Consider the following 21858-nt stretch of genomic DNA (forward strand, 5'->3'; position numbering starts at 1 on the left):
GTTCTGATGCAAAAAAAGTAGTCGGAGGCCACCGTGTGGTGTGCCTCCGACTCACCCTGTGCAATCTCAGTGCCAGGAATGCTACACGCGCACAGTCGATATGGCGATCTACACGAACTCGCGTATTCGCGGGAGCACTGCGGCGATCTCCTCGAACAGGCTCGGCCAACCTCGACGCAGACGAGTGACCCTGCCCGATTCGAGGAAATTTCCGTCGAGAATGTGTGAAACCCGCAGATTCGCTGCAGGTGCGCCCAGCGCGGCCAGTTTGGCGTAGACAGGGTTGCTCGGAAGGTCGTGCTGATGCGAATAGGCGAGCACATCGTCCGCGGACCAGTCCCATACCGGCCCATAGGCCACAGTTCCATCGGTGCGGCGAACCGTCCCCCCGTGGTGTCGACGCTGCTCCGCTTTGTTGCTGCAGCAGCTCGCGCCTTGGCAGCGCTCGCTGATCTCACGTGCGAGAGCGGAGTAGTACATCGACCACCTGCCGGTTCCTTTCCTGGATTCGTCTGCCCGCACGCCCCAGACCTCCCCGTCACCGAACTTGGTGTGCGCAGCCCGGGCAGGCTGCGCAATCAAGGTCTCGAAGCCTCGTGCGGGTACATGAGCCGACGGGCTACCGCCGTGGTCCCATTCCCCGGTCCGGGCCATCACTGTCAGCAGCGTTGGTTCAGCGCGAATGATGTGCAGGTCCAGTCCCAGCTTCGTCGCAATCTGCTCGACGTAGGCGTAGGTCTCGGGGTATTCGAGACCGGAATCGAAAAAGGCTACCGGGACATCTGGGTCCGCCTGGCGGGCGAGATCGACAGCAACGACGGAATCTTTTCCACCGCTGAATGCGACGTACCCATCGAATTCGTCGAGGTGTTCGGCCACGCGATCGACGATCGTCGAAATGTCATGCCGCGAGGATCGAAGGGACCGTAGTCGAGTGAGATCGAGGCCGTCGAAATCGTTGCTACGCACCGCCACAACGATAGTCGGGACACGGACACTTCAGACTGGACAAAGCAGAAGCTGTACCCGAACAGGCGGAATTACCGGTTGCACAACGGCGGTCCGTGGGGCCGCTCGGCAGCAGTTTTCGGGGTGTTCGAGGTGTCCGGTGCCGGTGTTATGTTCGCCCGGATATCGTCCGTTGAATGAGCAAGAGGAAGAGGTGGCGACCGATGAGTCCCACAGAGTCCGACCCAGGCAGCGCGTTGCCCCGGTGGGTGGTCGATCCGTCGGCGGCGAACAATGCGACCGATCAGTCGAACCATTCCGAGCCGGAAGGGGGGTCGGAAGATCGCCACGATGGGCAGGACGGTGACCTCGTCCAGGACTCGGGCGTAGGCCATCCAGAACCCGCCCGTGAACAGCCTGTAGCCAGCGAATTCGTGCCGAACGACGCACCCAAAGTCGCAGCCAACAACGCTGATGAAAACGTGTCGAAAAACGTATCCCAAGCCCGGTCCAAAGTCGCATCAGAATTCGCGCAGAGAGACCGGCCCAGCTCCGCACCCAGCAGCTCCCCCTCGGCGAGCCAGCCCAATTCTGGTGCACATCGACCCACCTCGGAGCCGGCCTCACGGCCGCCGCGCGTCAACGATGGTCAGGCACCAATGCCGGACCGGCCCTCGGCCTGGCCAGGGCAGGGCGGCTCCGCACCCGCTGTTGAGCAATGGCACACCAACAAGTCGGTCGACAGTTCAGCACCGACGTCTCACCCGGAGCCAACAAGCGCCTCCGACTCTCTGGCAGTGACAGCTCATCGCCCCTTCACCTCGCAGCCCGTTCAGTTGGTAGAACCAGTGCCGACAGCAATTCCGACAGCAAGGCCGACAGCAGCTGTTGCCCCTCCGCGGTCGATCGACGAACTGGAGCTGATCCGCCGTGCGCAACTGCCTCCGAGCAAAGGTTGGCGACGGTGGCTCTACCGACTCTCGTTCGGTTCAGCCAATCCCGGACAGTCGCCGGCTGAACTCGAGTACGAGCAGCTCCTGCGCCGCGTACGGCAACCGGTTCGAGGGAACTACAAGATCGCAGTCCTGTCCATGAAGGGCGGGGTCGGAAAAACAACCACGACAACAGGGCTTGGATCGACATTCGCAGCACTGCGGGGCGAGCGCGTCATTGCCTATGACGCCAACCCAGATTTCGGGACGCTCGCCTACCGCATTCACCGAGACAGTGACCGCACAGTGCGGGACTTGCTCGCGGACAAAGAAGTACACAGCTACTCCGACGTACGGAGCTACACCTCGCAAGCGCGAAGCAGGCTCGAAGTTCTTGCAAGCGAGCGTGATCCGTCCGTTTCCGAGGCATTCAACGAGCACGACTACACCGCCGCACTGCGCATCCTCGAACAGTTCTACAACATCATCTTGACCGATTGCGGCACCGGTCTCATGAACTCGGCCATGGCAGGGGTCCTCAAAGAAGCCGACGCATTGGTCCTGGTCTCCTCCGCGGCCAAGGACGGAGCGCGCAGCGCTGGGGCGACCCTCGAATGGCTGTCGCGACACGGCTTCGACGACCTGGTCAAACGCACCGTTGTCGTCATCAACGAATCACGGAAGGGCTCGACGGCCCTCGATGTCGAGCAACTCAAGTCCTACTTCGCAGAACGCACTCGCGCCGTCCAGGTCGTCCCGTACGACGACCACCTTGCCGAAGGCGACACCATCGATCTCGAGTTACTGGGCAAGCCTGCACAACGCGCGTTCGTCGAGCTGGCTGCTCTCCTCGCCGACGACTTTCCTGCCAACGTCGGCCGGCACGCACCAGCGCCCGGCCCGAGTCCTTGGTGAGTTGGACCGTGCCGGTGAAAGTTGGCCTGTCCGTGGTGTCCGGGCGCGCCGTTAGAGTGCAGAGATGGTCGAACTATCAAGGGGCAGTGCGGCGCTCGACGTTGTGACGACCGCCTACAAGGCCGCAACAGGATGCGCGGTTTCGTGGCCACCAGCCGGCGTTTCTGGTGACTCCGCGTGCGCGCGGTGCGGTGGCGCGACAGAAGGTTCCGGACGGCGAGTGCGTGAGACTGTGTCGAGAACGTTCACCGGGTTCGACGGGTGGGTAGACGTTGCGGCTCCTACGATGTGTCACGTCTGCGTCTGGGTGTACACGACAACGGCACTTCGCTCGGACCTCCTGCTGGTCACCAGTGATCCAGTGTGCGCCACAAAATTGTCGAAGACCCGCTTACGTCGCGTTCTGGGACAAGCGATCTCTCCGACGTCCGCCGTCGTGGTTCCGTTACGCCCTGGGCGCAAGCACATTCTTCCTCATGCCCGGTGGGGTCGGGTCGCCGTCGACGACGTCGCGCTTCCATGGACAGAGCACGACGCGGAACGCCTGAGCGCAGTCGTGCGATTGCGACGGCGAGGGTTCTCCCTGGCAGCGCTTGCGCGCGCAGCGCCGGCATTCAGCACGCTCAAGAACATTCCTCATCGAACGTGGACGTCTGTGTTCGCGGATTGGGACAGCCTCGATCCGTGGCGAGAGCGTCCTGTGTACCTCGACCTCGCAGCGACGGCTTCAACGTCAACCAGAGGCACGGCATGACCCCGACCAGAGCTACGACACCGACCCGAACCTGGCTGGACGCAGCGAGCTTTCTGCCGCCCGTCACCGGTGCGGCAGCAATAGCTGAACGACTGTTGTTGCTGCTGCACTACGGAATCAACTGGGACACCGGGTGGGTGGGACGCCGGAGAGAGCTGTACTGGGACCACCACCTGCCAGACCGAGTCCGGGTCGCGACATACACCGGCGGAGCCGACCTCGATCGATGGTGGAGCACCGTGGCAACCGATCTCGAGTCAGCGCCGTCGACGAAAGAACAACGCCTCGAACTATCGGTCCTTCTACGCGAGGAATCGATACCGGTCCTGACCCTCTTACGGGAAAACACCACCGCCCTCGTACTCCGAACACGGATCGTGGCCGAAGCTGTTCAAGCGCGCCGGTCCACCGCAGCGACTGCTACATCGCCCAGGAGGCAGAAGTGACCTCGACCATGCGCTGGCAGCTCGACATCACAGCGGTCTCGGCAATCTCGCACCGCGGTGAACACAGCGCCACCACAACGACCTTGTTCCGGCGCGAAAAAATACAGCAGCCCAACGGTTCCGCAGCCTTGGTTCCGATTGTGTCCGGGAACTCCTTCCGAGGGGCGCTCCGGCGGATCGGGGAGGAGCTATTACGGGACGTCCTCGCATACGAAGGGCTTCTCAGCTTGTCTGCAGCACACACACTTCGGAACGGGGGCAGCCTGACCAAGGTCACCGGAGAGCCGCTGTCCGGCGAACGGCTACACCGGCTCCGTACATTGAACCCACAGGTCAGCGTGTTCGGCGGGAGCGGCGGCGGTCGAATGATCGACGGCTGTCTCCGCGTGGGCAAAGTGATCCCGCACGTCCTCGAAACCGACCACCTCATGAGCCGTCCCGCACCGGACCGTGCTGTCTTGAGCCAATTCGACACCATGGCGCTCGAACGGTACAGCCGGTTCGACGATTCCACCGATCATGACTTCCCCGCAGTCGGCCGAACCGACGCAGCCACCGTCGACGGTAGCTCTCTGATGCGTTATGAGATCGAAACGCTGCCTGCCGGTACACGATTCGAGTCCTTTTTGCGTCTCGATCGCGCAACCGATCTGGACGTGGCCTTCTTCTCCGACGTCGTTGGCAGGTTCGTCGAGTCCGGAACCATCGGCGGGCGTACAGCTATCGGACACGGCCTCGTCCGCACCAGATTCGAGCGGACCCTTCTCGCCGGCGACGAGCCGAAAGAGCTCGACTGGCGAACCCATCTTCGAGAGCGCCGTGACGAGGCGCTGGAAGTCATGGAGGCGTTGACGTGATGAGGCCGTTCGAGGTAAAAGCACACCTGGCGGTCGGACTTGCGCATGCAGCTCCGTGGGCGACGAGCCTCGATGGCTTGCTCGCATCCGAGATGTGGGAAGACGAAAAAGCCGCTGCTCGGGACCGCGGACAGTACCTCGAAGCCGCCGGCCCCGACGAGGTGCCCGCCGATCTGGATCTACCACTCGCTCGGTGCACTCTGGGGGGAGGCGACGACTGGCATTGGTGCGCGACATACGCCTATCCCGAAGACCTGGCCGACGCCCCGGAAATCCATCACTGGAGCGGACGACCCGACCACCGTGCGCTCGAGCAACTCGCGAGGTACCGACCATCGGTCATCTCCGACCGGCAGGGCCGATATCGCGCACGCCAAATGCCGCTCCTACTGACCTCCACGCGGACTGTGCTCTGGAGAGGTGTCGGCGACATCGACCGGGTGAGCGCAACCCTGGCGTCGATCGATGCGATCGGGAAGAAGCGCAGCCAGGGCGAGGGGCAGGTGCTGAGATGGGAAGTGCAGCCCGTCGACATCGATGACTGGTCGGCCGGCCACCTCCATCCGAACGGCCACCTCGGCCGCCTGAGCCCACGCATCTGTCTGCAGGGCAAACCAACAGTCGAAACAGGCGGTTTGGGCCGAGGCGCGATACGGCCACCGCACATGCACCGGTCGAGAATGCGCGAGCTATGCATGCCATGGACACCCCAGTGACCCGTGAACACGCACCGGAAACGTTGCGGGACAGCAACTTGTCGGAGCCGAACGCCATACTGACAACCATGCGAATCCGAACCCTCGATGGTCCACCGCTACCTGCCGAAATCTTGGCCCATGCGGCGCGCGCGGTCGTTCTTGCGGACCTTCTCGCCGGCCAAGACATCACCTGCGGCGAGAAGCCTTCAGCGAGGAGCGACGCAAGTCGAGACGCTTCGACGATCAACCGCGGTTGATCGCGCCGACTGTAACGGGGTAGGCATCACCAGGCAGGTCTGACCGGCGAATCGCGCGTTGATTCACGCTGTGCGGGAGCGTATTCGGTACACCTGCCGGGTCGTGATTCCGAGCTGGCTTGCACTGGACTCGGCTGGGACGTTCTGGGCCGAAAGCGTGGCTATCGTGAGCGCCTGTTGTTGATGCCGGGTAGGCCGGCTCTCTATGGCTGTGGTGTGCTGAAGCTCTTGGCGCTCTCGTGGTGTCTTTCCGCCCCAAATTCCGTGTTGTTCGTTGTACGTCAGTGCATGGGCGAGGCAAGCGGCTCTGGCGGGGCATTCTGCGCAGACCCGCTTTGCTCTGCTGGTTGCTCCACCCGGGGGCGGGAAGAACTCCTCGGGGTCTGTCTGTGCGCACAATGCGTCCGAGCGCCATGACGAAATGTCCTCCGCCGCGGGCGGGGGCAGTGGCGCGGCGATGGCTGTTTCGAGCGGTGTCACGTGTTGGGTCCTTTCTTTCGGGCGACCCGGCCTTTTTCGAGTGGGTTCGACGATATCGAGGGACCCGGACACTTCACGCAGCACACGTGGCGGTCCGGTGCTCTTTGAGCCCGGACCGTCAATGTCCCCGGCACTGAGTGCGCCGGGGACGTTGACGGTTGGTGTGACTGGGTGAAAAGCGTTCTGACGCAGTAAGATTGAGGCGTCCTGTTGTTGGTGAGACTGACCATCTTGCCCATCTTTCGAGGAGTTTTGCGATGCCGGATTTGGCGACTGCGGTAACTGTTGTGGATGCGTGCGGGAGGGCTGGTGTCCCGTCGTTGTTGATCTCGGGTCCGGGTATGGGGAAGTCGAGCCTGGTTCGAGCACTTGCTGCATCCGAGGGGGTGTTGTGCGAAACGGTCTTGGGGTCCTTGCGGGAGCCCGCCGACTTCGCAGGCCTACCGGTAGTCCGTGAGAGTGGCGTGAGATTGGAGGCCCCGGATTGGGCGCGACGGCTACATGCAGAGGGTGGGGGCTACCTCTTTCTGGACGAGCTGACCACGAGTCCACCGGCCGTTCAGGCGGCGATGCTGGCAGTCGCACTGGATTTGAAGGTGGGTGATCTGCAACTGCCGAAGGGGACTCGGGTCATCGCAGGTGCGAATCCGCCCGATTGCGCTGCAGGGGGGTACGAGTTGGAGGCTCCCTTAGCAAACCGCTTCTGCCACATCGAGTTCACGCCGTCTGTCGATGAATGGCTCGACGGTATGGCCACGGGTTGGGCAAGCACGGCCTCTTCGCGTGCGGTGACCAGCGACGAGCAGCGGGAGGCGTTGGTGCGCAGTTCCATCATCGGGTACATCCAGCGTGCGCCCGAGGCGCTCGATGCGTTTCCGAAGGTCGGAGTGCAGACAGGTGGAGCATGGCCGTCTCGGCGCACCTGGTCGATGCTTGCGCGGGTGTTGCCACATCTTTGCGACGACGACAATGCGGCGACCAACGCGGTGGTATTCGGCTTGATCGGGGAAGGCGCGGGTGTCGAATTCCTCGAATGGCGTCGCAAGGCCGACCTCCCAGACCCCGTTGCCGTGATCGAAAACCCCGAGACGGCGTTCGATTGGCGCTCGCGTCCTGATCTGGTGTGGGCCGTGCTGTCCGGCGTGACGGCGTGGGCGGCCTCGCGGGGCACCGTCGAAGCGTGGCGCAACGCCTGGGGTCCGCTGATTGCCGCCGCCGAGGCAGGAGCACCCGACGTGGCCGGGGCTGCGGCACGCACTCTGGCGAAAGCGCGACCGGCGAAGGCCGCTGTTCCTGCGAGCGCGCGCCGGTTTGCGCCGATGCTGGTGGCAGCGGGTTTGGTCGAGGCTGCGGCATGAGCGGCGTGCGTGAGCTCGAGCCGGTTGAAATGCGAGCGTTCCGACTCGCGCGGCTGGTGTCGGCTGAGCAGATGCCGTACTTCATGCGCGCTCTGTTCGCAGCGCAACCCGTGGCGGCACCGGGCCTGGGTACGTTTGCGGTCGACGCTCGGTGGCGGCTGTACCTGGATCCGGATCTGTTGGTCGGGCCTTGCGCGTGGCCGGTGCCGATGGTCGGTGCAGTGCTGCTGCACGAGGTCGGGCATTTGTTACGGGCACACGCCGACCGTGCCGCCGCTCTGGCGAAGCCCATCGATCATCTGGTGTGGAACTTCGCGGCCGACGCCGAAATCAACGACGACCTGTTGGCTGCGGGAGTCAGCCTGCCCGAAGGGGTGATCACCCCTCAATCATTCGGCTGCCTTTCCGGAGACACAGCCGAGCAGTACTACGACTACCTGCGTGACCCGATTGCGCATCAGACTGTCACCGAACTCGTTGGCGCTGAGGGCGATCCGGGATGCGGATCAGGATCGGGGTGCCCTGTGGTCCCCGGTGAACTCATCGGCTCGGGAGAAGTGATCACGGAGGGACTGGACAATGCGGAAGCGGACCTGGTGCGCCGATCTATCGCGCAGGCAGTTCGCGAAGCAGCTGGTACCGGTCGAGGTAGTGCCCCGGCGGGACTGGTCCGGTGGGCAGCTGATGTTCTCGCCCCGCCCACGGTAGCGTGGGATCGTCTGCTACGGGCCGTAATTCGGCGTGCGTTGGCAGAGCAGGCGGGTAGGACGAACTATTCGTACTCCCGTCCCTCCCGCCGCAGACCTCGATGCCGCGATGGGCGAAGTGGCGGGAGTTCTCAAAGCTGGTGGCATAGCACGCGACCGGGTTCGGATTCTGGCGTGTGACGCCAAATCCACTACGGCACAACACGTACGATCGGTCGCTGATGTGACGTTGGTTGGTGGTGGCGGAACCGATATGAGGGTGGGAATCGCCGCAGCCAACGCTGCGCGCCCTGCACCCCACGTCGTCGTGGTGCTGACCGATGGCGATACACCCTGGCCCGACCGGCCCACGAGGTCCCACCTAGTGTGCGCAATCATCGGCGGCGTCCAGGGTAGGGGCGTCACACCGGCATGGGCATCGACGGTGCACGTGCCAGTCGGATCGGGGGCCACACGATGAACGAAAGCGGACCCGTGGAACTGCTCAAGTACGCAGACAGGGTGCTCACCGGCACTGGAATCGCCGCCGCCGATATCCGCATCGTCGTCGCCAGCGCAGCGGCCGACGCCGCCACAATGGCGTTGCGCGCAGGGTGGGAGTGCGCGAGCAACGCCCTGATCCTCGTCGACGGTGACGAGCGATGAGCGTGGAGTGGTTCGACCTCGCGCAACGCCTCTATGCCGCCGAAAAGATGCAACCGGTCCCTCGGCTGGCACATGCCACCTTCAAGCCGTCCAGAGCCGCCGTGGCCGTGCGTGCGGTCACGCGAGGAACAACGCTGGCCGTGTCCGTCGCTCGAGATGGATGCACCGAAGAGTCCGCGCACGACACCGAGGCTCTGGCCCTGCTCGCTCGCAACGGGGCAACGACGGTGGGTACGGCTGAACCGGCCATGCTGCTCACCGATGACGCCGCGACGATACCGAGCCTGCTGGCCCTGGCGCGTGCGCACGCCCACCACCCTGATCCGGACATAGCGGGGGCTGCCGCCATGATCGGATGGTGGGCCGATCGAGCCGACCATCCCGGAACGTCGGCGGTGATCGATCTGGTTGCTGCGTCGTCCTCGCGTCTGGTCCTCGGCACTGCGCCCGACGCCGAGCGAGCGGCCCGAACATGGCGTTCCTGGCTCGGCATTACCGACGAGAGCGTCGCAGGCCTGCATGAGTGGGCAGCGTGCATCGCAACGGGACCGCTGTTGCCGCTTCTCGATCCGATACACGACGATGACCGATACTCCTGGGATCGGACATTGTCGGCCACGACTGCGGGCCACGACTGGTCACGGCCGGACAACTCAGCTAGTGCGGCCATGGGACTACGGACCCGATGCGATGCCGCCGACCTCAAAGCCGCTGCGTTGCTGAGTGATCCACTGTGGCGAGTACGTGCGCTGCATACAGGACACGTGGCCCAGGGCATCGCATCGGTGGCGGCACCGCCGACAGGTTCACGCCGCCGCAACGTTTCGGTGTCGGTGACCTGCGACCGGCTGGACTCAAGGATGCGGGTTGATTCGGCAGTTACGGGATGGGTCGGATCACCGCTCGATCAACCCTTCGAGCGCTTCTCTGCCGACGTCACGTCCGCACAGGTGGTCAACGGCAAACTGACGCTCGGTATCGGGGTGTTCGGAGCGCACGCACCGAACGACGGAGACCAGGTGACCTTGATGCCCCAACCGCCTTCACCGGCGACGATGCGAGCAGGACGGGCGAGGTACTGGAATCTGTACCGCGCTCGCCGTTCCTGGCTTTCGACCGGACAAGCCCCGAGCGCCGTGCGCCGCGAAGTCCCGCTCGATGTCCTGATAGCGGGTGCAGAGGACGCTCCGTGATCAGAAGACGACCAAAAGTATTCATGAACAACACATTAGAAGAAGAACGGGACAACAATGCGTATCGTCGCACCCGGAGCGGACACCCCGAACCCCGACGCAACACCTTTCAAGGGAACCGAACCGTCATCGCCCGCCCATTGGCCCGGATCACAGATCATGGCCGACCCGATCACTGCACGCGTGCTGTTCTCTGTGTGGTCCGGAGACCCCGTTGTCGTCGTCCCGTCACCACCGGGCGCAGGAAAAACTCGACTGGTCGCGTTGCTCGCCGCCGCCTTGGCCCATCGCGCAGACCTACGGGTGGGTATCGCGGCGCAAACCCGAGAACAAGCCGTGGAAATCGCGCGTCGGCTCGGCGCGCTGACAGATCGAGCAGCGTTGATCTGGAAGGCGAAAGCACCCCTCCCCGACAGTGGAAGCACTCCCGTAGTGACAGGACGAAAAGTGCGGTGGTCGAATGAGACTGGCGCAATTCTCATCGGTACCACGGCGCCGTGGCTCTTCTCGGACCCGGACCGAATCGGTGCCGATGTGTTGATCGTGGACGAAGCATGGCAATGTACCTACGCCGATCTGGGGGCGCTCGGCGCGATGGCTCGACAGGTCGTCTGCGTCGGAGACCCCGGACAGATCGATCCGGTGGTCACCGGAGACGTATCGCGGTGGGAGGGCAGCGAGACCGCACCGAACCTGCCTGCCCCCCTCGCTCTGCAAGCAGCTCACGGCGATTCGGTCGGCGTGGTCCGTCTGCGACACACCTGGCGTCTCGGCGCGAGGACAACGGCCCTCATTCAACCGCTGTTCTACCCCGGCCTGCCTTTCACTTCCCGTCGCCCACCGGAGCATCTGACCGATTCCAGCGGCCCCGGCCTGCCCGAACTCGCGCATCGGCCAGTGCGGGTCATCGGAGGCCCAACCGACCCCGTCCTGGCCACACAGTGCGCCCTGCGCGCGCGAGAACTGCTGGACGCCGATGTGACCACACCGGACGGACAGCGGGCCATGACAGCGGCGGACCTGGCTGTCGTCGTCCCTCATGTCACGCAGGCTGCCGCTGTCCGGGCCTTGCTCTCGGATCACCCCGACGTACTGGTCGGCACCGCAAACTCTCTGCAAGGCCTCGAACGCGCCGCCGTTGTCGTGTTGCACCCGCTTGCCGGGTACCGGACAGCCGAGCCGTTCAATCTCGACCCCGGCAGAGCGTGCGTGATGCTCACCCGCCACCGAGCCCACATGACTGTGGTCATCGATGACGCCACCGCCCACGTCCTCGAACACGCCGAACCATCCCCGGCTCACGCCACCCACACCGGCCTGATGGCCGCACTGCACTGCACGCCCGTCGTGTAGCGATCCCCAAAAAGAAAGGCACACAACATGTCCGACACAAGTATCGAGTACAAGGCCGAGCGGCTATCCGGCATCGAGACGCCGAAAGAACTCCACGCATCGGTCGAGGGACGCGAGCGTCCGCGCATCGGCTACACCCTCGATACCCAAAGCCGGGACAACGGTGTTCGAGCGGCCAACGCTGCCGAAGGGCTGATCGCATACGCCAGACCGATCGGCCTCGAAACCGAGGAACTGACAACGGTGTTCGGAGACTTTCTGAGCGACCTGCGGCACCTTGCCGACGCCGTCGGCGTCGATTGGGACGCCGTAGACGAACGCGGTCAAGACCACTACCGCTGCGAGCTGTACGGGACCGAGTAGGGGACGCTCTGGGGAGAGGAGTGAGCGGCGGTTCGGTGCGCCGGGTCGCTGCTCGCCCCAGGCCCGTCCCCGGCACTGGGTGCGCCGGGGACGTTTTCGCTGCTGAGCCCTAGCGAACTCCGGGTCCGGTGGGTAGTGTCCTGGCGTATCGGCTTGGTGGGTGGTTCCACGAAGCCGCGGCGACGACGACTTCTGTTGTTGTCGGCGTTTTCACCAGATGAGCGGACTGACCATCCGACTTCCGAGAAGTGCAGAGGTGTGTCGAATATGAGAGTCCTCGTCCGGATCGACGGTAGGAATCATGTACCTGCGAGCAGTTCGGGTTCGTCGCGATATTGCGTGGTAGCCGTAGCGCGCGGTGTTGCGGGGGTGTTGGCTGTCTTCGCTGCATTTGCCGGCTTGGCTTGGGCTGCACTGCTGCGCCGGACCGACGATGCCGCCATCGACGGAGATCCGCGTCGTGTAGCGATGGTGTTCGCCGTTTCCTCCGTGGCGTGTGCTGTAGCAACCGGGATCGAGTGGCTGCTTCGACGGCGTAGCGGCGCAACGGATGCCAAGCCCGTTCACAGGGCACGGCCACCGAGAGAGGCTGCGTCGCGCCACCACCGGACTGTGAACTCGAATAGTCGGGCGGCAGGGGAGTTCGACAGGCCCGAGCGTCTGGCCGGTGCGACATCGTGACGAGAAGATTCGCCCCCGCACTTCGGATCGAGGTGATCGTCGTCCGCGATCCAGATGGTCCTACCCACATCCAAGTCTTCGTCGACGGTGTTCCGGCTGCAGCAACACAATTTCACATCGACGCAGGAAGGGGATGGACGTGGGGCGACTGGGCCGACACACGAGACTGCGATCTCGCGGTCATCTCATCCGGAGCGCGGGGAGCGCTCGAAGACGCCTACGACGATCCCCCCGGTGGTGACGCCGTCCGCGGCAGGATCGGTGACTGGCTGGACGGCGCTGAAAGATCGGAAAATTAAGCAGCAGAGTGATATAGCGCCGCGTTGTTGGTCGCATAGCGGCACAGAGACCAGTCAGAAATTGATCGACAGACCGACCATCTGTCCCACAGAAACGGGAGTACCCATGCAATCCTCGATCTCGACAACGCGGCCGCCCTCGGTCGACCTCTCACCGCACGCACGAGCTGCCGGCAGTACCGGCTGCAGCTCGAACAGTAAGGCGCACAGCGCCATCGCCAGCGAAGTCCATCGCCGGATGCAACACGGCCTGTCTGAGAGGTACTTTGCTGCTACTCCGAACGCCGCCGACCGCTTCCGACCAACCGTTCCTGACCATGAGCTGACGGACCACGTTTTCGAGGTGGTTTTCGGATTGCGGTGGCGGCAGGTGTTCGACTTGGCGCGCACCCTCGACGTCGAGTCCGATCTGCTGGAAACCGCACCGGAGACGGTCAGCGCCGCGTGGTGGTGCGCACCCGGCTGGCGGAAAGCGACACATGCTGCCCACACGGCGGCCTGCGGCGACAATCGGCGTCACGAACTCACAGCGACCATGAACCTGCTCGGCGTCCTCGGATGCGGGGCTGCCAGAGTCGCTGCCCGCGATGTCGGCCGAGGCTTGGTCGTACGAGATCTGATCGGTTCCGATTTCACTCAAGAGCACTACGACTACCTGACCGGGCCGTGGCGTCGCAACGTCGGCCCGGTCCATCCCGGCGACCGGCCACTAGACCAGTACCAGACGGCCCCGAACTCGCAACGCTTGTGACACCCGGGCGCATATTGCCCGCCCGGTGCAGCCACAGGAGAACGCTCCTGGGTTGCGATTCAGTGGCCGGCTGTCACAGACCTCACCGCCACGCTATCTACCCCGTGCAGGACTGCGTTTGCTATCGCGCTCACTACGAAAGGACTCCCTGATGGACCCACAATCCGGCCGAGACGGCCTCATCCACGACGTAGAGCGCCACCTCGCGGCCGAAGATGGCCGCCGCGAGGCTCGCACTGTTGCGCTTGCATGTGTCGGCTACGTCGTCGGCATGCTCGCGATCTTCAACGGGGCTCTGCCGATCGTGAAGGATCTGGTCACCGTCAGTTTGGTCATCTCCTTGGCCGGCACGTTGCTCGCTGCCTTCTCGGCTCTGACTCTGGCACTACTGCATCGTTGGTCAGACCGTTCGGACCGTAGGCGGCGCGGAAGCTGCGGGCATGCCGACTTGCCGGCGGAGGCGGTTCGATGAGCGCGCGCGGACGACTCCGCATCGCGGTGCCCATCGTGATGGCCGTACTCGCGGTCGGGACGTACACGTTCGGAACGCACGCCGATCCGCTCTCACGACTAGCGGTGGTCAACACCCCAGACCCAGCCGCGGCGAGCACGCCTGTACCCATCGCGCAGCTCCTCGCTCAGCTCGAAACGGTGGACTCGCTCGCAGACGTCGATGGATACGACCGATCCTGCAAGAAGGGCTCAGGGTGCGTGTTCGGCCCGGCGTGGACCGATGACTCGTCCGCCCCTGGATCGCACAACGGCTGTGACACTCGAAACGACGTCCTGGCAACCCAACTGATCGACGTCGAGTTCAAGCCCGGAACCCGCGACTGCAAAGTCGCAGCAGGGATACTCCACGACCCCTACACAGGATCGACGATCGACGACCTCGGGAAGATTCAGATCGATCACGTGTACCCGTTGGCGAGGGCGTGGGACGCAGGGGCGTGGGCCTGGTCGATCGACCAGCGAACCGCCTTCGCCAACGACGTCGACATCAACTTGCTCGCGGTGGACGGACGTACGAATCAGCAGAAGTCGGACAAGGGAATCGACACCTGGCTGCCACCCAACGCGCCATACCAATGCCGTTACGTCACTTCGTATCTCACCGTGGCCGCGAAATACGACCTCGACATCACCAGCGCCGATGCGCGAACAGCGTCGAGCGTCTGCAGCCAATGACCCAACGTTCGGAGGACGCCATGACCGAAACCGACCCCACCACCGACACAAACGCTGTCCCGCTCCACCCCAACCCATGGATCATCACGACCGCACCTGATCGAAACAGCTACACGATCGAATTGCCCAGCAGGGGGATCTCGTTCGCGATTGACGCCGATCTACGATTCCAGCTCCTCGATGCCCTCCACGACCCGGAAGAGCGATGATGGGCGACGCCACGGCCATCGAATGGACCGACGCAACCTGGAACCCGGTCACCGGCTGCACCGCAGTCTCGTCGGGCTGCGATCATTGCTACGCCCAAACCCTCGCTGAGCGGTTCCGCGGCACACCGGGGCACTACTTCGAGCACGGATTCGACGTCGAGATGCGCCCCGGCAAGCTCGACCAGCCGCTGCGATGGAGCCGGCCACGCCGGATCTTCGTGAATTCGATGAGCGACCTCTTCCATCCAGCAATCCCGGACGACTACATCGCCCGGGTGTTCGCGGTGTTCGCGGTGATCGCGCTCGCCCGCCAGCACACCTTTCAATTGCTCACCAAGAGACCCGCTCGGATGCGGGCACTGCTCCAGTCCGATGCCTTCCGCCGCGCCGTCGACGACGCCATCGCTGGCGTCGTCGCAGCCTTCCGCCCCGCCGATGTCTGGTACCAGAGCTGGCCGCTGCCGAACCTGTGGATCGGCGTCTCGGCCGAAGACCAGAAGACTGCAGACCTGCGAGTATGGGCGCTGCTGGACACGCCTGCAGCTCTTCGGTTCGTCTCTGCCGAACCGCTCCTCGGACCGATCGACTTCACGCGCCTACGACCCAGCAGAATCGGAGGAGCGCTGACTCGCGACGGGCTCCGTTCGGTCGAAGACTCGAAATGCGGCGGCGAGCGCGAACCAGCGCTCGACTGGGTGATCGTTGGCGGTGAGTCCGGCCGCGGGGCACGGCCTATGCATCCGCGATGGGTACGAGAGATCCGGGACCAGTGCACCGCTGCCGATGTGCCCTTTCTGTTCAAGCAGTGGGGCGAGTGGGCACCAGCGGAGGTGATCGCCAGATTCCGCGACTACCACCACTTCGACGACGGCACCGAAGTTCGACGAGTCGGCCGTAAGGCCGCCGGCCGGATCCTCGACCGACGGGTGTGGGACAGCGTGCCCGACGGAGCCGGACGATGAGAGGATCGCTCGACATCACGGCATCGGACTTCTTCTGCGGTGCCGGCGGATCTACGACCGGAATGATCGCCATCCCCGGGGTGAGGGTATCGGCAGCGTCGAACCACTGGGACAAGGCAATCGAGACGCACCAGTACAACCACCAGCACACCGAGCACATCCTCGCGGACCTCTCTCAGATCACTCCGAAGCTGTTTCCTCGCACGACAATCGGATGGTTCAGCCCCGAATGCACCTGGCACTCGAATGCTCGCGGGGCCAAGCGCCTCGCCGCGCAGATCTCGTTACTGTCCGACGACCTACCGTCCGAGGCCGCCGAGCGATCGAGGGCGACGATGTGGGACGTCGTTCGGTTCACCGAGTATCACCGATACGAATTGGTTTTCGTCGAGAACGTCGTCGAGATCTACTCATGGCCTCTCTACAGGCCATGGATCGCGGCGATGCACGCCCTCGGTTACGAACATCGCCTTATCTGCCTGAATTCGATGCACTCATGGACTTTTGGGACACCAGCGCCGCAGTCCCGCGATCGCCTCTATGTGTGCTTCTGGAAGGCCGGCAACCGGGCACCTGACTTCGAGACCGTGGTCCGTCCGCCGGCAACCTGCTCTCGCTGCGGGCCCGTGCGTGCGTTGCAGGCCTGGAAGAACCCAGGGGTGGCTGTGGGTAAGTACCGTAGCCAGTACTCCTACCGGTGCCCCGCACGTGCGTGTGCGGACACCGTGCTCGAGCCCGACTGGCTCCCTGCCTCGACCATCATCGACTGGACCAAGACCGGCCAGCGGATAGGGGACCGCACTCGTCCGTTGAAGCCGAAAACGATCGCACGAATCCAGGCCGGCATCGACCGGTATTGGGCAGCTCCGCATGCCGAGGACGCGAGAGAAGCCGCGGGCACGCTGTTCGAGTATCGGCAGGCAAGATCACGGCCGTCTGAGGGGCGGGCCCCGGTGTTCGAGCCGTTCGTGTCGGTGCTGCGGGGCCAGTCGAAGAATCATCGAACCTCGGAGGCGCTGTCGACCGTATCCGCGGGCGGCCGCCATCATGCGGTGATCACCCCGTTCATCGCAGAGCTGCGAGGTGGAGGTTCGACTGCGCGATCGGTCAGCGACGCTCTCTGCACCGTGACGGCATCGGGTAACCACCATGGCTTGGTCGTGCCCGCTGCCGCTCACCATCGAAAGTCCACACGCCGACCGATCGCTGTCGAAGACCTGTCCTTCAGAATGCTCGACGTACCGGAACTCAAAGGCGCAATGGGCTTCGCGTCGACGTACGTTCTACGCGGGGGAACCAAGCAGCGAAATGTTCGGATGTGCGGAAACGCGGTTACCCCACCGACCTCGCGAGATATCGTGGGAGTCGGCGTGCAGAGCTTGAGCCGTTGACATCGGCCAAACAGTCGTTCTGTAGTTGCATTCAAGGTTCCCGGGCAAAGGGGACGCACCGATTCTGTTGTCGTCGCCTCTCCTCCAGTTTGATCATCGTCAGACCCCGTATATGCGGGTCCTGACGGAGATCGGAGAAGTCATGAGCGACGACCGGGCTAGCCGAATCGATCCATCCAGATTGCACTTGCTCGACATCGAGAACATGGTGTCCGGCGACGTTTCCGCTGTCCGATGCTCCGCCTGGTGGGCGGACTACGTCACCGATGTGGGTGTCGGAGAGCGTGACCAGATTACGGTCGCCGCAGCCTGGCGACATGCCGCGCCGGCATTCTTCGCCGTCCCGGCGAACGCTCGGCGTATCGGTGTCACGTCCGCGCCGGATGCCGCGGACCTCGCGTTGCTCGATTCGGTGGATGTGGGCAGGGTGGCTCACCAGCACGATGAGGTGATCATCGCGTCCGGGGACCACATCTTCGCACCGCTTGCACGCGCGCTCCGGGCTGCCGGCGTTCGAGTCGTTCAGGTCGTTGCCTCCGGCGTCGGTGTGAGCGCCGAACTGTACTGCAGCTGTGACGATCTGATCTGTCTTCGTGGATCGGACCGTGTTGTCGAGGCGCATAACGCGCATTCGACGAGCGCAGCGCGGCGTGGCCCACGTGCGTCCGAGCGCAGCTCGGGTGTCGCCGTGTTCGCAGCGCGGATGGCCGATAGTCGGCCGCAGTTACGGACTACCGATCGGGCAGCGCAATGAGCGGGGAAGGCAGCGTGACGTCCTACGACGACGAGGAGCCAACGGTCTATCCGGACGGGTCGGTCGGCGGCGGAGTCGAGCGAGGGGGTGAGGAATTGAGCGGCCAGTACGGGCCGAGTCGTTTCTCCCAGGCGCTCGTGTGGTGCGCCGGCCCGACGTACGTACGTACTGCGCCCGTTGGTACATGGACTCTGCTGCAGAGCGTCGGAGTAGCTGGTTTGTTCTCGACAATGATCGTCGCGCTGAGCGCGACGATCATTGCGGGGCTTGCCGACATGGGTCCTGTGTGGGCATCGATCGTCAGCGTCGTTGTTGCCGTCCTCTACTTTTCGTATCGCCGCCTCGTGGTGGCGACCGTGGCGTCCACCGTGTTCGCGCGGTCGCGACGAACCGGATCGCATCTCGTCAGTGTGGCCGTCATGGCGTCCGTGAGCGTGCTCACTGCCGGGACGGGTTCCTGGGTGTTCGGGATGGCGATCTTCGGGCAAGAGGTTCGCTCTCAGGTCGCGGTGAACGTGGCGATGCATCAACAAGACGACTTGAACGAGTGGTACCGCAGCCGAGAAGCCAACCGTGATGTCGCGTCGAGGATGTACGCCGAGCAACTGTCGCAGCCTGCGCAGATGCGAGACAGCCTGCAGGACGCAGTCTCCGGTCTTGAAATGCGCGAAGCCGGGGCCTGGCAAATGGTGATGTGCGAGATGACGTCTTCACCCGATTGTTTTTCCGGCACAGGCGAAGTAGGAATAGGCCCTCGGTCGGTGGCGGCCAATGAAGAGCTGGATGCTGTCACCACTGAGCGCACTTCGGCCCAGCAGCGGCTTGCCGAGTACACCGTCTTTCCGGTGCCTGCCCCCTTCGACGCAGTCCAACTTGCAACGTGCGGATACTCGAAACAGACGACCGAGTTGACGCCCTACGATTCCGACCGCTGTCAGGGCATGCTGCTGGTCGAATCGAGCGTCGACCAACTCGCCCCGGAGCACCCACCCGCGCGCTCGAGCAACGGGCTTCTCCCGCACCTCGAGGCATTCGGTTCCTTGCTGTGGAACTCCGAGAACGCGGGCCCGGTCTGGCTCGTCGTGGTCGGGCTGTTCTTCGTTCTGGTCAGCGTGGATCTCCTACCTCTGTTGTTTCTCGTGCAGAGCGGCCGACGCGGATGACTTCTAGTTACTTCAACACCTGCGACCATCGTGATGCCGATCCCGTCGGCGTTCAGCAGCATTCGGAAAGGCCACGGCCATGACAACCCCCACCCGACCGGACACGATCACTCGACCCGGCCCCATCGCACGCTTTCTACTCGGTTGCTGCGGTGCCAACTGGATGCACATCAAGGAAAAAGCGGAGCTCAACTGGTACTGCAGCCTGGGGATGTCGGTGATCGTGACCTCGATCATCTCGGGCATTTCCGCAGTGCTGCTCGCTACCACTGGCTACTCGAATCTGCCGCTGGCGCTGGTGATTGCCATCGGAGTGGTGTGGACGATCGTCGTGTTCAACGTCGACCGCCTGATCGTTTCCCGGCCGCTCACCTCGTCGCGGTGGCGGAGCAAATTCAGCCTGTTCTTCGTGCGCTTTCTCCTCGCCGCGGGCATCGCGATCTTGATGGCCGAGGGCGTTGAGCTGACGCTTTTCGACGACGAGATCTCAGCGCAGGTCGATCGAGACAACAATGCTGCAGCAGTCCGGCAGCAGAACGAGTACAACCAGGCTCGGCTCGATGCCAAGGCATCGGCAGAGCAGAGGTACAAAGAGCAAATCGAGTACCCGAACACAGCCGTCGACCGTCTCACGGCCTCGGTCGATGCCGCGACGAAACAGGTCGAGGACGCGAATCGCGTGCTCAAGTGCGAATCAAACCCGGCACCGGACTGCGAGACGGGAACCGGCATCCCGGGGCTCGGCGCAGAAGGACAAGAGGCCTCCGCTGCAGTCGCGAGAGCGAACGAAGCGCTTCAGCGAGCAGTCGCTGCGCGCCAGGACTACACGGTGATACTCAAACCATCAGGCTTCACCGCCGACCAGTTGCAAGCGTGCGGCCAAGGACCGACGAGCACTGACCTGACACAGCAGGCCATCGATACATGCCAAGCACAGATTCTGGTCAGCGAACAGGTCAACGCTGTACCGGTACCCAGCGAGGCTGACACCAGCCAGAACGGGCTACTGCGTCGGATCGTCGCGCTGTCCTCACTTGCCTCCGGAGAACACGGAACCACTATCTGGGCAGTACGCATCCTGTTGTTCATCGTGCTCGCCAGCATCGATCTGGTGCCGTTGACCGCGAAGTTCGTCGGCGGCACCACCGGTCATGACGCGCGGGTCCGCAAGGACAGCATCGACGCGAACAACGAACTGGCCGAGAAGATCAACGACTCTGTGCACGCTGTTCCACACTTCCTGGAAAAGCAGAGGGGATGGAAGAAGCCCGCGGCCGATCAACGCCGCGCGTTCTTCACCGACGTCTTCGAGAAACAAGCCGACGACATTCGGGGGCGCTGGCAATCCCCGACCAACGCCCGTGACGATGTTCTCGATGAGCCGGAGACACTCGTCGACCCGGACTCCGAACCGACGAACGGTGTCGGACCCGGATACGTCCTCCGAACGACTGACGGGGACAAATTCCAGCTCGTGGAACCACTCCCGGACGCTCGAACACGGTGGTACGACCTCTGGCTGTGCACCAGAAAAGATCGTGAGGACGAAGACCAAACGACTCGGGAGGAATACTTCGTAGCCAAGATCGGGAAAATCGATCCTGCGTTTGCGCCGGCCAAGCAGCCAGCGTTAAAAGGGCTCGAACGCGACGTTCTCGCTCGGCTCATTCCGTTGGGTCGGCACCATGTCGTCGACATAGTCAGTGGACAAGACGTGCAGCTAGACGACGATTCCGAGAGACCGTTCATCGTCATGAGGCACTACCCGCTAGGCGATATGAAGAAGTACGTGGAGGACCGATGGGGTAACGAAGTGCCGATACTTCCACTGCTGGAGTTGATCCACCAGACGCTGGAAGCTCTGCTCGTGACGCACCGCGCCGGCTTCCTGCACCTCGACATCAAGCCTGCCAACGTCCTTGTCGACTTGATCAATGGAGAACCTCACGCTGTGCTCACCGACTTCGGTATCGCCGGAGCGACCCGCGCATTCGATCAAGCAGGGTTCACCGACATGGACTCCACCTTCACCGGCACGTACAACTACGCCGCGATCGAACAGATCCTCCCGGGGCGCGGACTCGGCCATCAAACGGCACTGTGCGACCTGTGGTCAGTGGGCGCAATGGTCTATCGGCTCATCTCGGGGGCGTACCCGCGTGACTTCGCCGAGTCCCGTTGGGTCGACATGCCCCTGCTCGACAACGGCAAAGTCGACCGCCGATCGGACGAGTACCGACGGTGGCTGGAAAAGACCAGGCCTGACGCGCCCCGGCTGGACGTCATCACCCCCGGTGTGCCTACGCCGCTTGCTGATCTCGTCGAACGATGGCTATCGAACAACCCACTCGATCGAGTTGATCGCACTGCTCTGACGTTGGCCGAGGGTGAGAGCCTGTCCGACCCCGGTGCGCTGCTCGAGAACCGCGGTGACGAAGCCGTGATGTCGGACGCTCTGGCACGCCTCGGCTCGACGGTCAGGGGCATACGATGAACAAGCATCTACCACTGAGAGAGGCACGTGCGATGGTCCCCAACTCTTCGCCAGTTCCGC

At 63.6% G+C, this 21858-nt stretch carries 21 protein-coding genes and 1 pseudogene; 20 read left to right on the forward strand and 2 right to left on the reverse strand.

Features of this window, described 5'->3' with window-relative positions:
* Positions 1-108: 108 nt before the first annotated feature.
* Positions 109-975, reverse strand: a complete 867-nt coding sequence (locus CH305_RS27745) for a phosphoadenosine phosphosulfate reductase family protein (RefSeq protein WP_015586207.1) — start codon at positions 973-975, stop codon at positions 109-111.
* Positions 976-1745: 770 nt separating this feature from the next.
* On the opposite strand from CH305_RS27745, the gene CH305_RS29635 reads away from it, so the two are divergent.
* The 4 genes from CH305_RS29635 to CH305_RS27770 all read left to right on the forward strand — a co-directional run bounded on the left by CH305_RS29635 (position 1746) and on the right by CH305_RS27770 (position 5568).
* On the forward strand, positions 1746-2795 hold the full coding sequence (locus tag CH305_RS29635) for a MinD/ParA family protein (RefSeq protein ID WP_306436928.1): 1050 nt from the start codon (positions 1746-1748) through the stop codon (positions 2793-2795).
* Positions 2796-3545: 750 nt separating this feature from the next.
* Positions 3546-3995 carry a hypothetical protein gene (locus CH305_RS27760; protein WP_015586210.1) on the forward strand — a complete coding sequence of 150 codons (450 nt, stop codon included), beginning with the start codon at positions 3546-3548 and terminating at the stop codon, positions 3993-3995.
* The gene (locus tag CH305_RS27765) at positions 3992-4852 is read left to right on the forward strand and encodes an RAMP superfamily CRISPR-associated protein (protein WP_015586211.1); all 861 of its coding nucleotides are present in this window, start codon (positions 3992-3994) and stop codon (positions 4850-4852) included. Before CH305_RS27760 ends, CH305_RS27765 begins: the two co-directional genes overlap by 4 nt.
* Positions 4852-5568, forward strand: coding sequence for a hypothetical protein (locus CH305_RS27770; RefSeq protein WP_015586212.1), 717 nt, complete (start codon positions 4852-4854; stop codon positions 5566-5568). The genes CH305_RS27765 and CH305_RS27770 overlap by 1 nt, the downstream gene beginning before the upstream one ends.
* 302 nt (positions 5569-5870) lie before the next feature.
* Here the strand turns inward: CH305_RS27770 and CH305_RS29790 are convergent, their stop codons facing one another.
* Positions 5871-6656, reverse strand: a complete 786-nt coding sequence (locus CH305_RS29790) for a WhiB family transcriptional regulator (RefSeq protein ID WP_255183024.1) — start codon at positions 6654-6656, stop codon at positions 5871-5873.
* On the opposite strand from CH305_RS29790, the gene CH305_RS27785 reads away from it, so the two are divergent.
* The 16 genes and pseudogenes from CH305_RS27785 (at position 6545) to CH305_RS27865 (ending at position 21798) form a co-directional block, all read left to right on the forward strand.
* Complete coding sequence (locus CH305_RS27785; protein ID WP_015586215.1) at positions 6545-7645, forward strand: ATP-binding protein; 1101 nt, start codon at positions 6545-6547, stop codon at positions 7643-7645. The genes CH305_RS29790 and CH305_RS27785 overlap by 112 nt on opposite strands.
* Positions 7642-8812 (forward strand): annotated as a pseudogene (locus CH305_RS27790) (VWA-like domain-containing protein). Before CH305_RS27785 ends, CH305_RS27790 begins: the two are co-directional and overlap by 4 nt.
* On the forward strand, positions 8809-8997 hold the full coding sequence (locus CH305_RS27795) for a hypothetical protein (RefSeq protein ID WP_032364835.1): 189 nt from the start codon (positions 8809-8811) through the stop codon (positions 8995-8997). The pseudogene CH305_RS27790 and the gene CH305_RS27795 overlap by 4 nt, the downstream one beginning before the upstream one ends.
* The gene (locus CH305_RS27800) at positions 8994-10190 is read left to right on the forward strand and encodes a hypothetical protein (protein ID WP_015586217.1); all 1197 of its coding nucleotides are present in this window, start codon (positions 8994-8996) and stop codon (positions 10188-10190) included. Before CH305_RS27795 ends, CH305_RS27800 begins: the two co-directional genes overlap by 4 nt.
* Positions 10191-10247: 57 nt before the next feature.
* Positions 10248-11543, forward strand: coding sequence for an AAA family ATPase (locus CH305_RS27805; protein WP_015586218.1), 1296 nt, complete (start codon positions 10248-10250; stop codon positions 11541-11543).
* 27 nt (positions 11544-11570) lie between these two features.
* Positions 11571-11906: a hypothetical protein gene (locus CH305_RS27810; RefSeq protein ID WP_015586219.1), complete on the forward strand. Its 336-nt coding sequence runs from the start codon at positions 11571-11573 to the stop codon at positions 11904-11906.
* A gap of 677 nt (positions 11907-12583) precedes the next feature.
* Positions 12584-12886 (forward strand): hypothetical protein, encoded by a 303-nt coding sequence (locus CH305_RS27820; RefSeq protein ID WP_032375878.1) that lies wholly within the window; start codon positions 12584-12586, stop codon positions 12884-12886.
* A 343-nt stretch (positions 12887-13229) separates the two neighbouring features.
* Positions 13230-13637: a hypothetical protein gene (locus CH305_RS27825; RefSeq protein ID WP_032375879.1), complete on the forward strand. Its 408-nt coding sequence runs from the start codon at positions 13230-13232 to the stop codon at positions 13635-13637.
* Between the two features lie 151 nt (positions 13638-13788).
* On the forward strand, positions 13789-14109 hold the full coding sequence (locus tag CH305_RS27830) for a hypothetical protein (protein WP_015586223.1): 321 nt from the start codon (positions 13789-13791) through the stop codon (positions 14107-14109).
* Complete coding sequence (locus tag CH305_RS27835; protein ID WP_015586224.1) at positions 14106-14825, forward strand: HNH endonuclease family protein; 720 nt, start codon at positions 14106-14108, stop codon at positions 14823-14825. The genes CH305_RS27830 and CH305_RS27835 overlap by 4 nt, the downstream gene beginning before the upstream one ends.
* A gap of 20 nt (positions 14826-14845) precedes the next feature.
* On the forward strand, positions 14846-15034 hold the full coding sequence (locus CH305_RS27840; RefSeq protein WP_139278549.1) for a hypothetical protein: 189 nt from the start codon (positions 14846-14848) through the stop codon (positions 15032-15034).
* Positions 15034-15996, forward strand: coding sequence for a DUF5131 family protein (locus tag CH305_RS27845; protein WP_015586226.1), 963 nt, complete (start codon positions 15034-15036; stop codon positions 15994-15996). The genes CH305_RS27840 and CH305_RS27845 overlap by 1 nt, the downstream gene beginning before the upstream one ends.
* Complete coding sequence (locus tag CH305_RS27850) at positions 15993-17387, forward strand: DNA cytosine methyltransferase (RefSeq protein ID WP_015586227.1); 1395 nt, start codon at positions 15993-15995, stop codon at positions 17385-17387. Before CH305_RS27845 ends, CH305_RS27850 begins: the two co-directional genes overlap by 4 nt.
* A 142-nt stretch (positions 17388-17529) precedes the next feature.
* On the forward strand, positions 17530-18141 hold the full coding sequence (locus CH305_RS27855) for an NYN domain-containing protein (protein ID WP_157773221.1): 612 nt from the start codon (positions 17530-17532) through the stop codon (positions 18139-18141).
* 14 nt (positions 18142-18155) lie between these two features.
* Entirely contained in the window at positions 18156-19304 is a 1149-nt protein-coding gene (locus tag CH305_RS27860) for a DUF4407 domain-containing protein (RefSeq protein WP_176458854.1), read from the forward strand.
* A 79-nt stretch (positions 19305-19383) separates the two neighbouring features.
* Positions 19384-21798 (forward strand): DUF4407 domain-containing protein, encoded by a 2415-nt coding sequence (locus CH305_RS27865; protein WP_015586230.1) that lies wholly within the window; start codon positions 19384-19386, stop codon positions 21796-21798.
* The last annotated feature ends 60 nt before the right edge of the window (positions 21799-21858 follow it).

Source organism: Rhodococcus sp. 15-649-2-2 (genome assembly GCF_002258645.1).
In the GTDB taxonomy this organism is placed as follows: domain Bacteria; phylum Actinomycetota; class Actinomycetes; order Mycobacteriales; family Mycobacteriaceae; genus Rhodococcoides.

Bases quoted from the DNA above. Each gene is read 5' to 3' on its own strand.
- CH305_RS27850 (WP_015586227.1), top strand. From the start codon at position 15,993: ATGAGAGGATCGCTCGACATCACGGCATCGGACTTCTTCTGCGGTGCC.
- CH305_RS27840 (WP_139278549.1), top strand. From the start codon at position 14,846: ATGACCGAAACCGACCCCACCACCGACACAAACGCTGTCCCGCTCCAC.
- CH305_RS27785 (WP_015586215.1), top strand. From the start codon at position 6,545: ATGCCGGATTTGGCGACTGCGGTAACTGTTGTGGATGCGTGCGGGAGG.
- CH305_RS27805 (WP_015586218.1), top strand. From the start codon at position 10,248: ATGCGTATCGTCGCACCCGGAGCGGACACCCCGAACCCCGACGCAACA.
- CH305_RS27795 (WP_032364835.1), top strand. From the start codon at position 8,809: ATGAACGAAAGCGGACCCGTGGAACTGCTCAAGTACGCAGACAGGGTG.
- CH305_RS27810 (WP_015586219.1), top strand. From the start codon at position 11,571: ATGTCCGACACAAGTATCGAGTACAAGGCCGAGCGGCTATCCGGCATC.
- CH305_RS27835 (WP_015586224.1), top strand. From the start codon at position 14,106: ATGAGCGCGCGCGGACGACTCCGCATCGCGGTGCCCATCGTGATGGCC.
- CH305_RS27865 (WP_015586230.1), top strand. From the start codon at position 19,384: ATGACAACCCCCACCCGACCGGACACGATCACTCGACCCGGCCCCATC.
- CH305_RS27770 (WP_015586212.1), top strand. From the start codon at position 4,852: ATGAGGCCGTTCGAGGTAAAAGCACACCTGGCGGTCGGACTTGCGCAT.
- CH305_RS27800 (WP_015586217.1), top strand. From the start codon at position 8,994: ATGAGCGTGGAGTGGTTCGACCTCGCGCAACGCCTCTATGCCGCCGAA.
- CH305_RS27760 (WP_015586210.1), top strand. From the start codon at position 3,546: ATGACCCCGACCAGAGCTACGACACCGACCCGAACCTGGCTGGACGCA.
- CH305_RS27830 (WP_015586223.1), top strand. From the start codon at position 13,789: ATGGACCCACAATCCGGCCGAGACGGCCTCATCCACGACGTAGAGCGC.
- CH305_RS27845 (WP_015586226.1), top strand. From the start codon at position 15,034: ATGGGCGACGCCACGGCCATCGAATGGACCGACGCAACCTGGAACCCG.
- CH305_RS27855 (WP_157773221.1), top strand. From the start codon at position 17,530: ATGAGCGACGACCGGGCTAGCCGAATCGATCCATCCAGATTGCACTTG.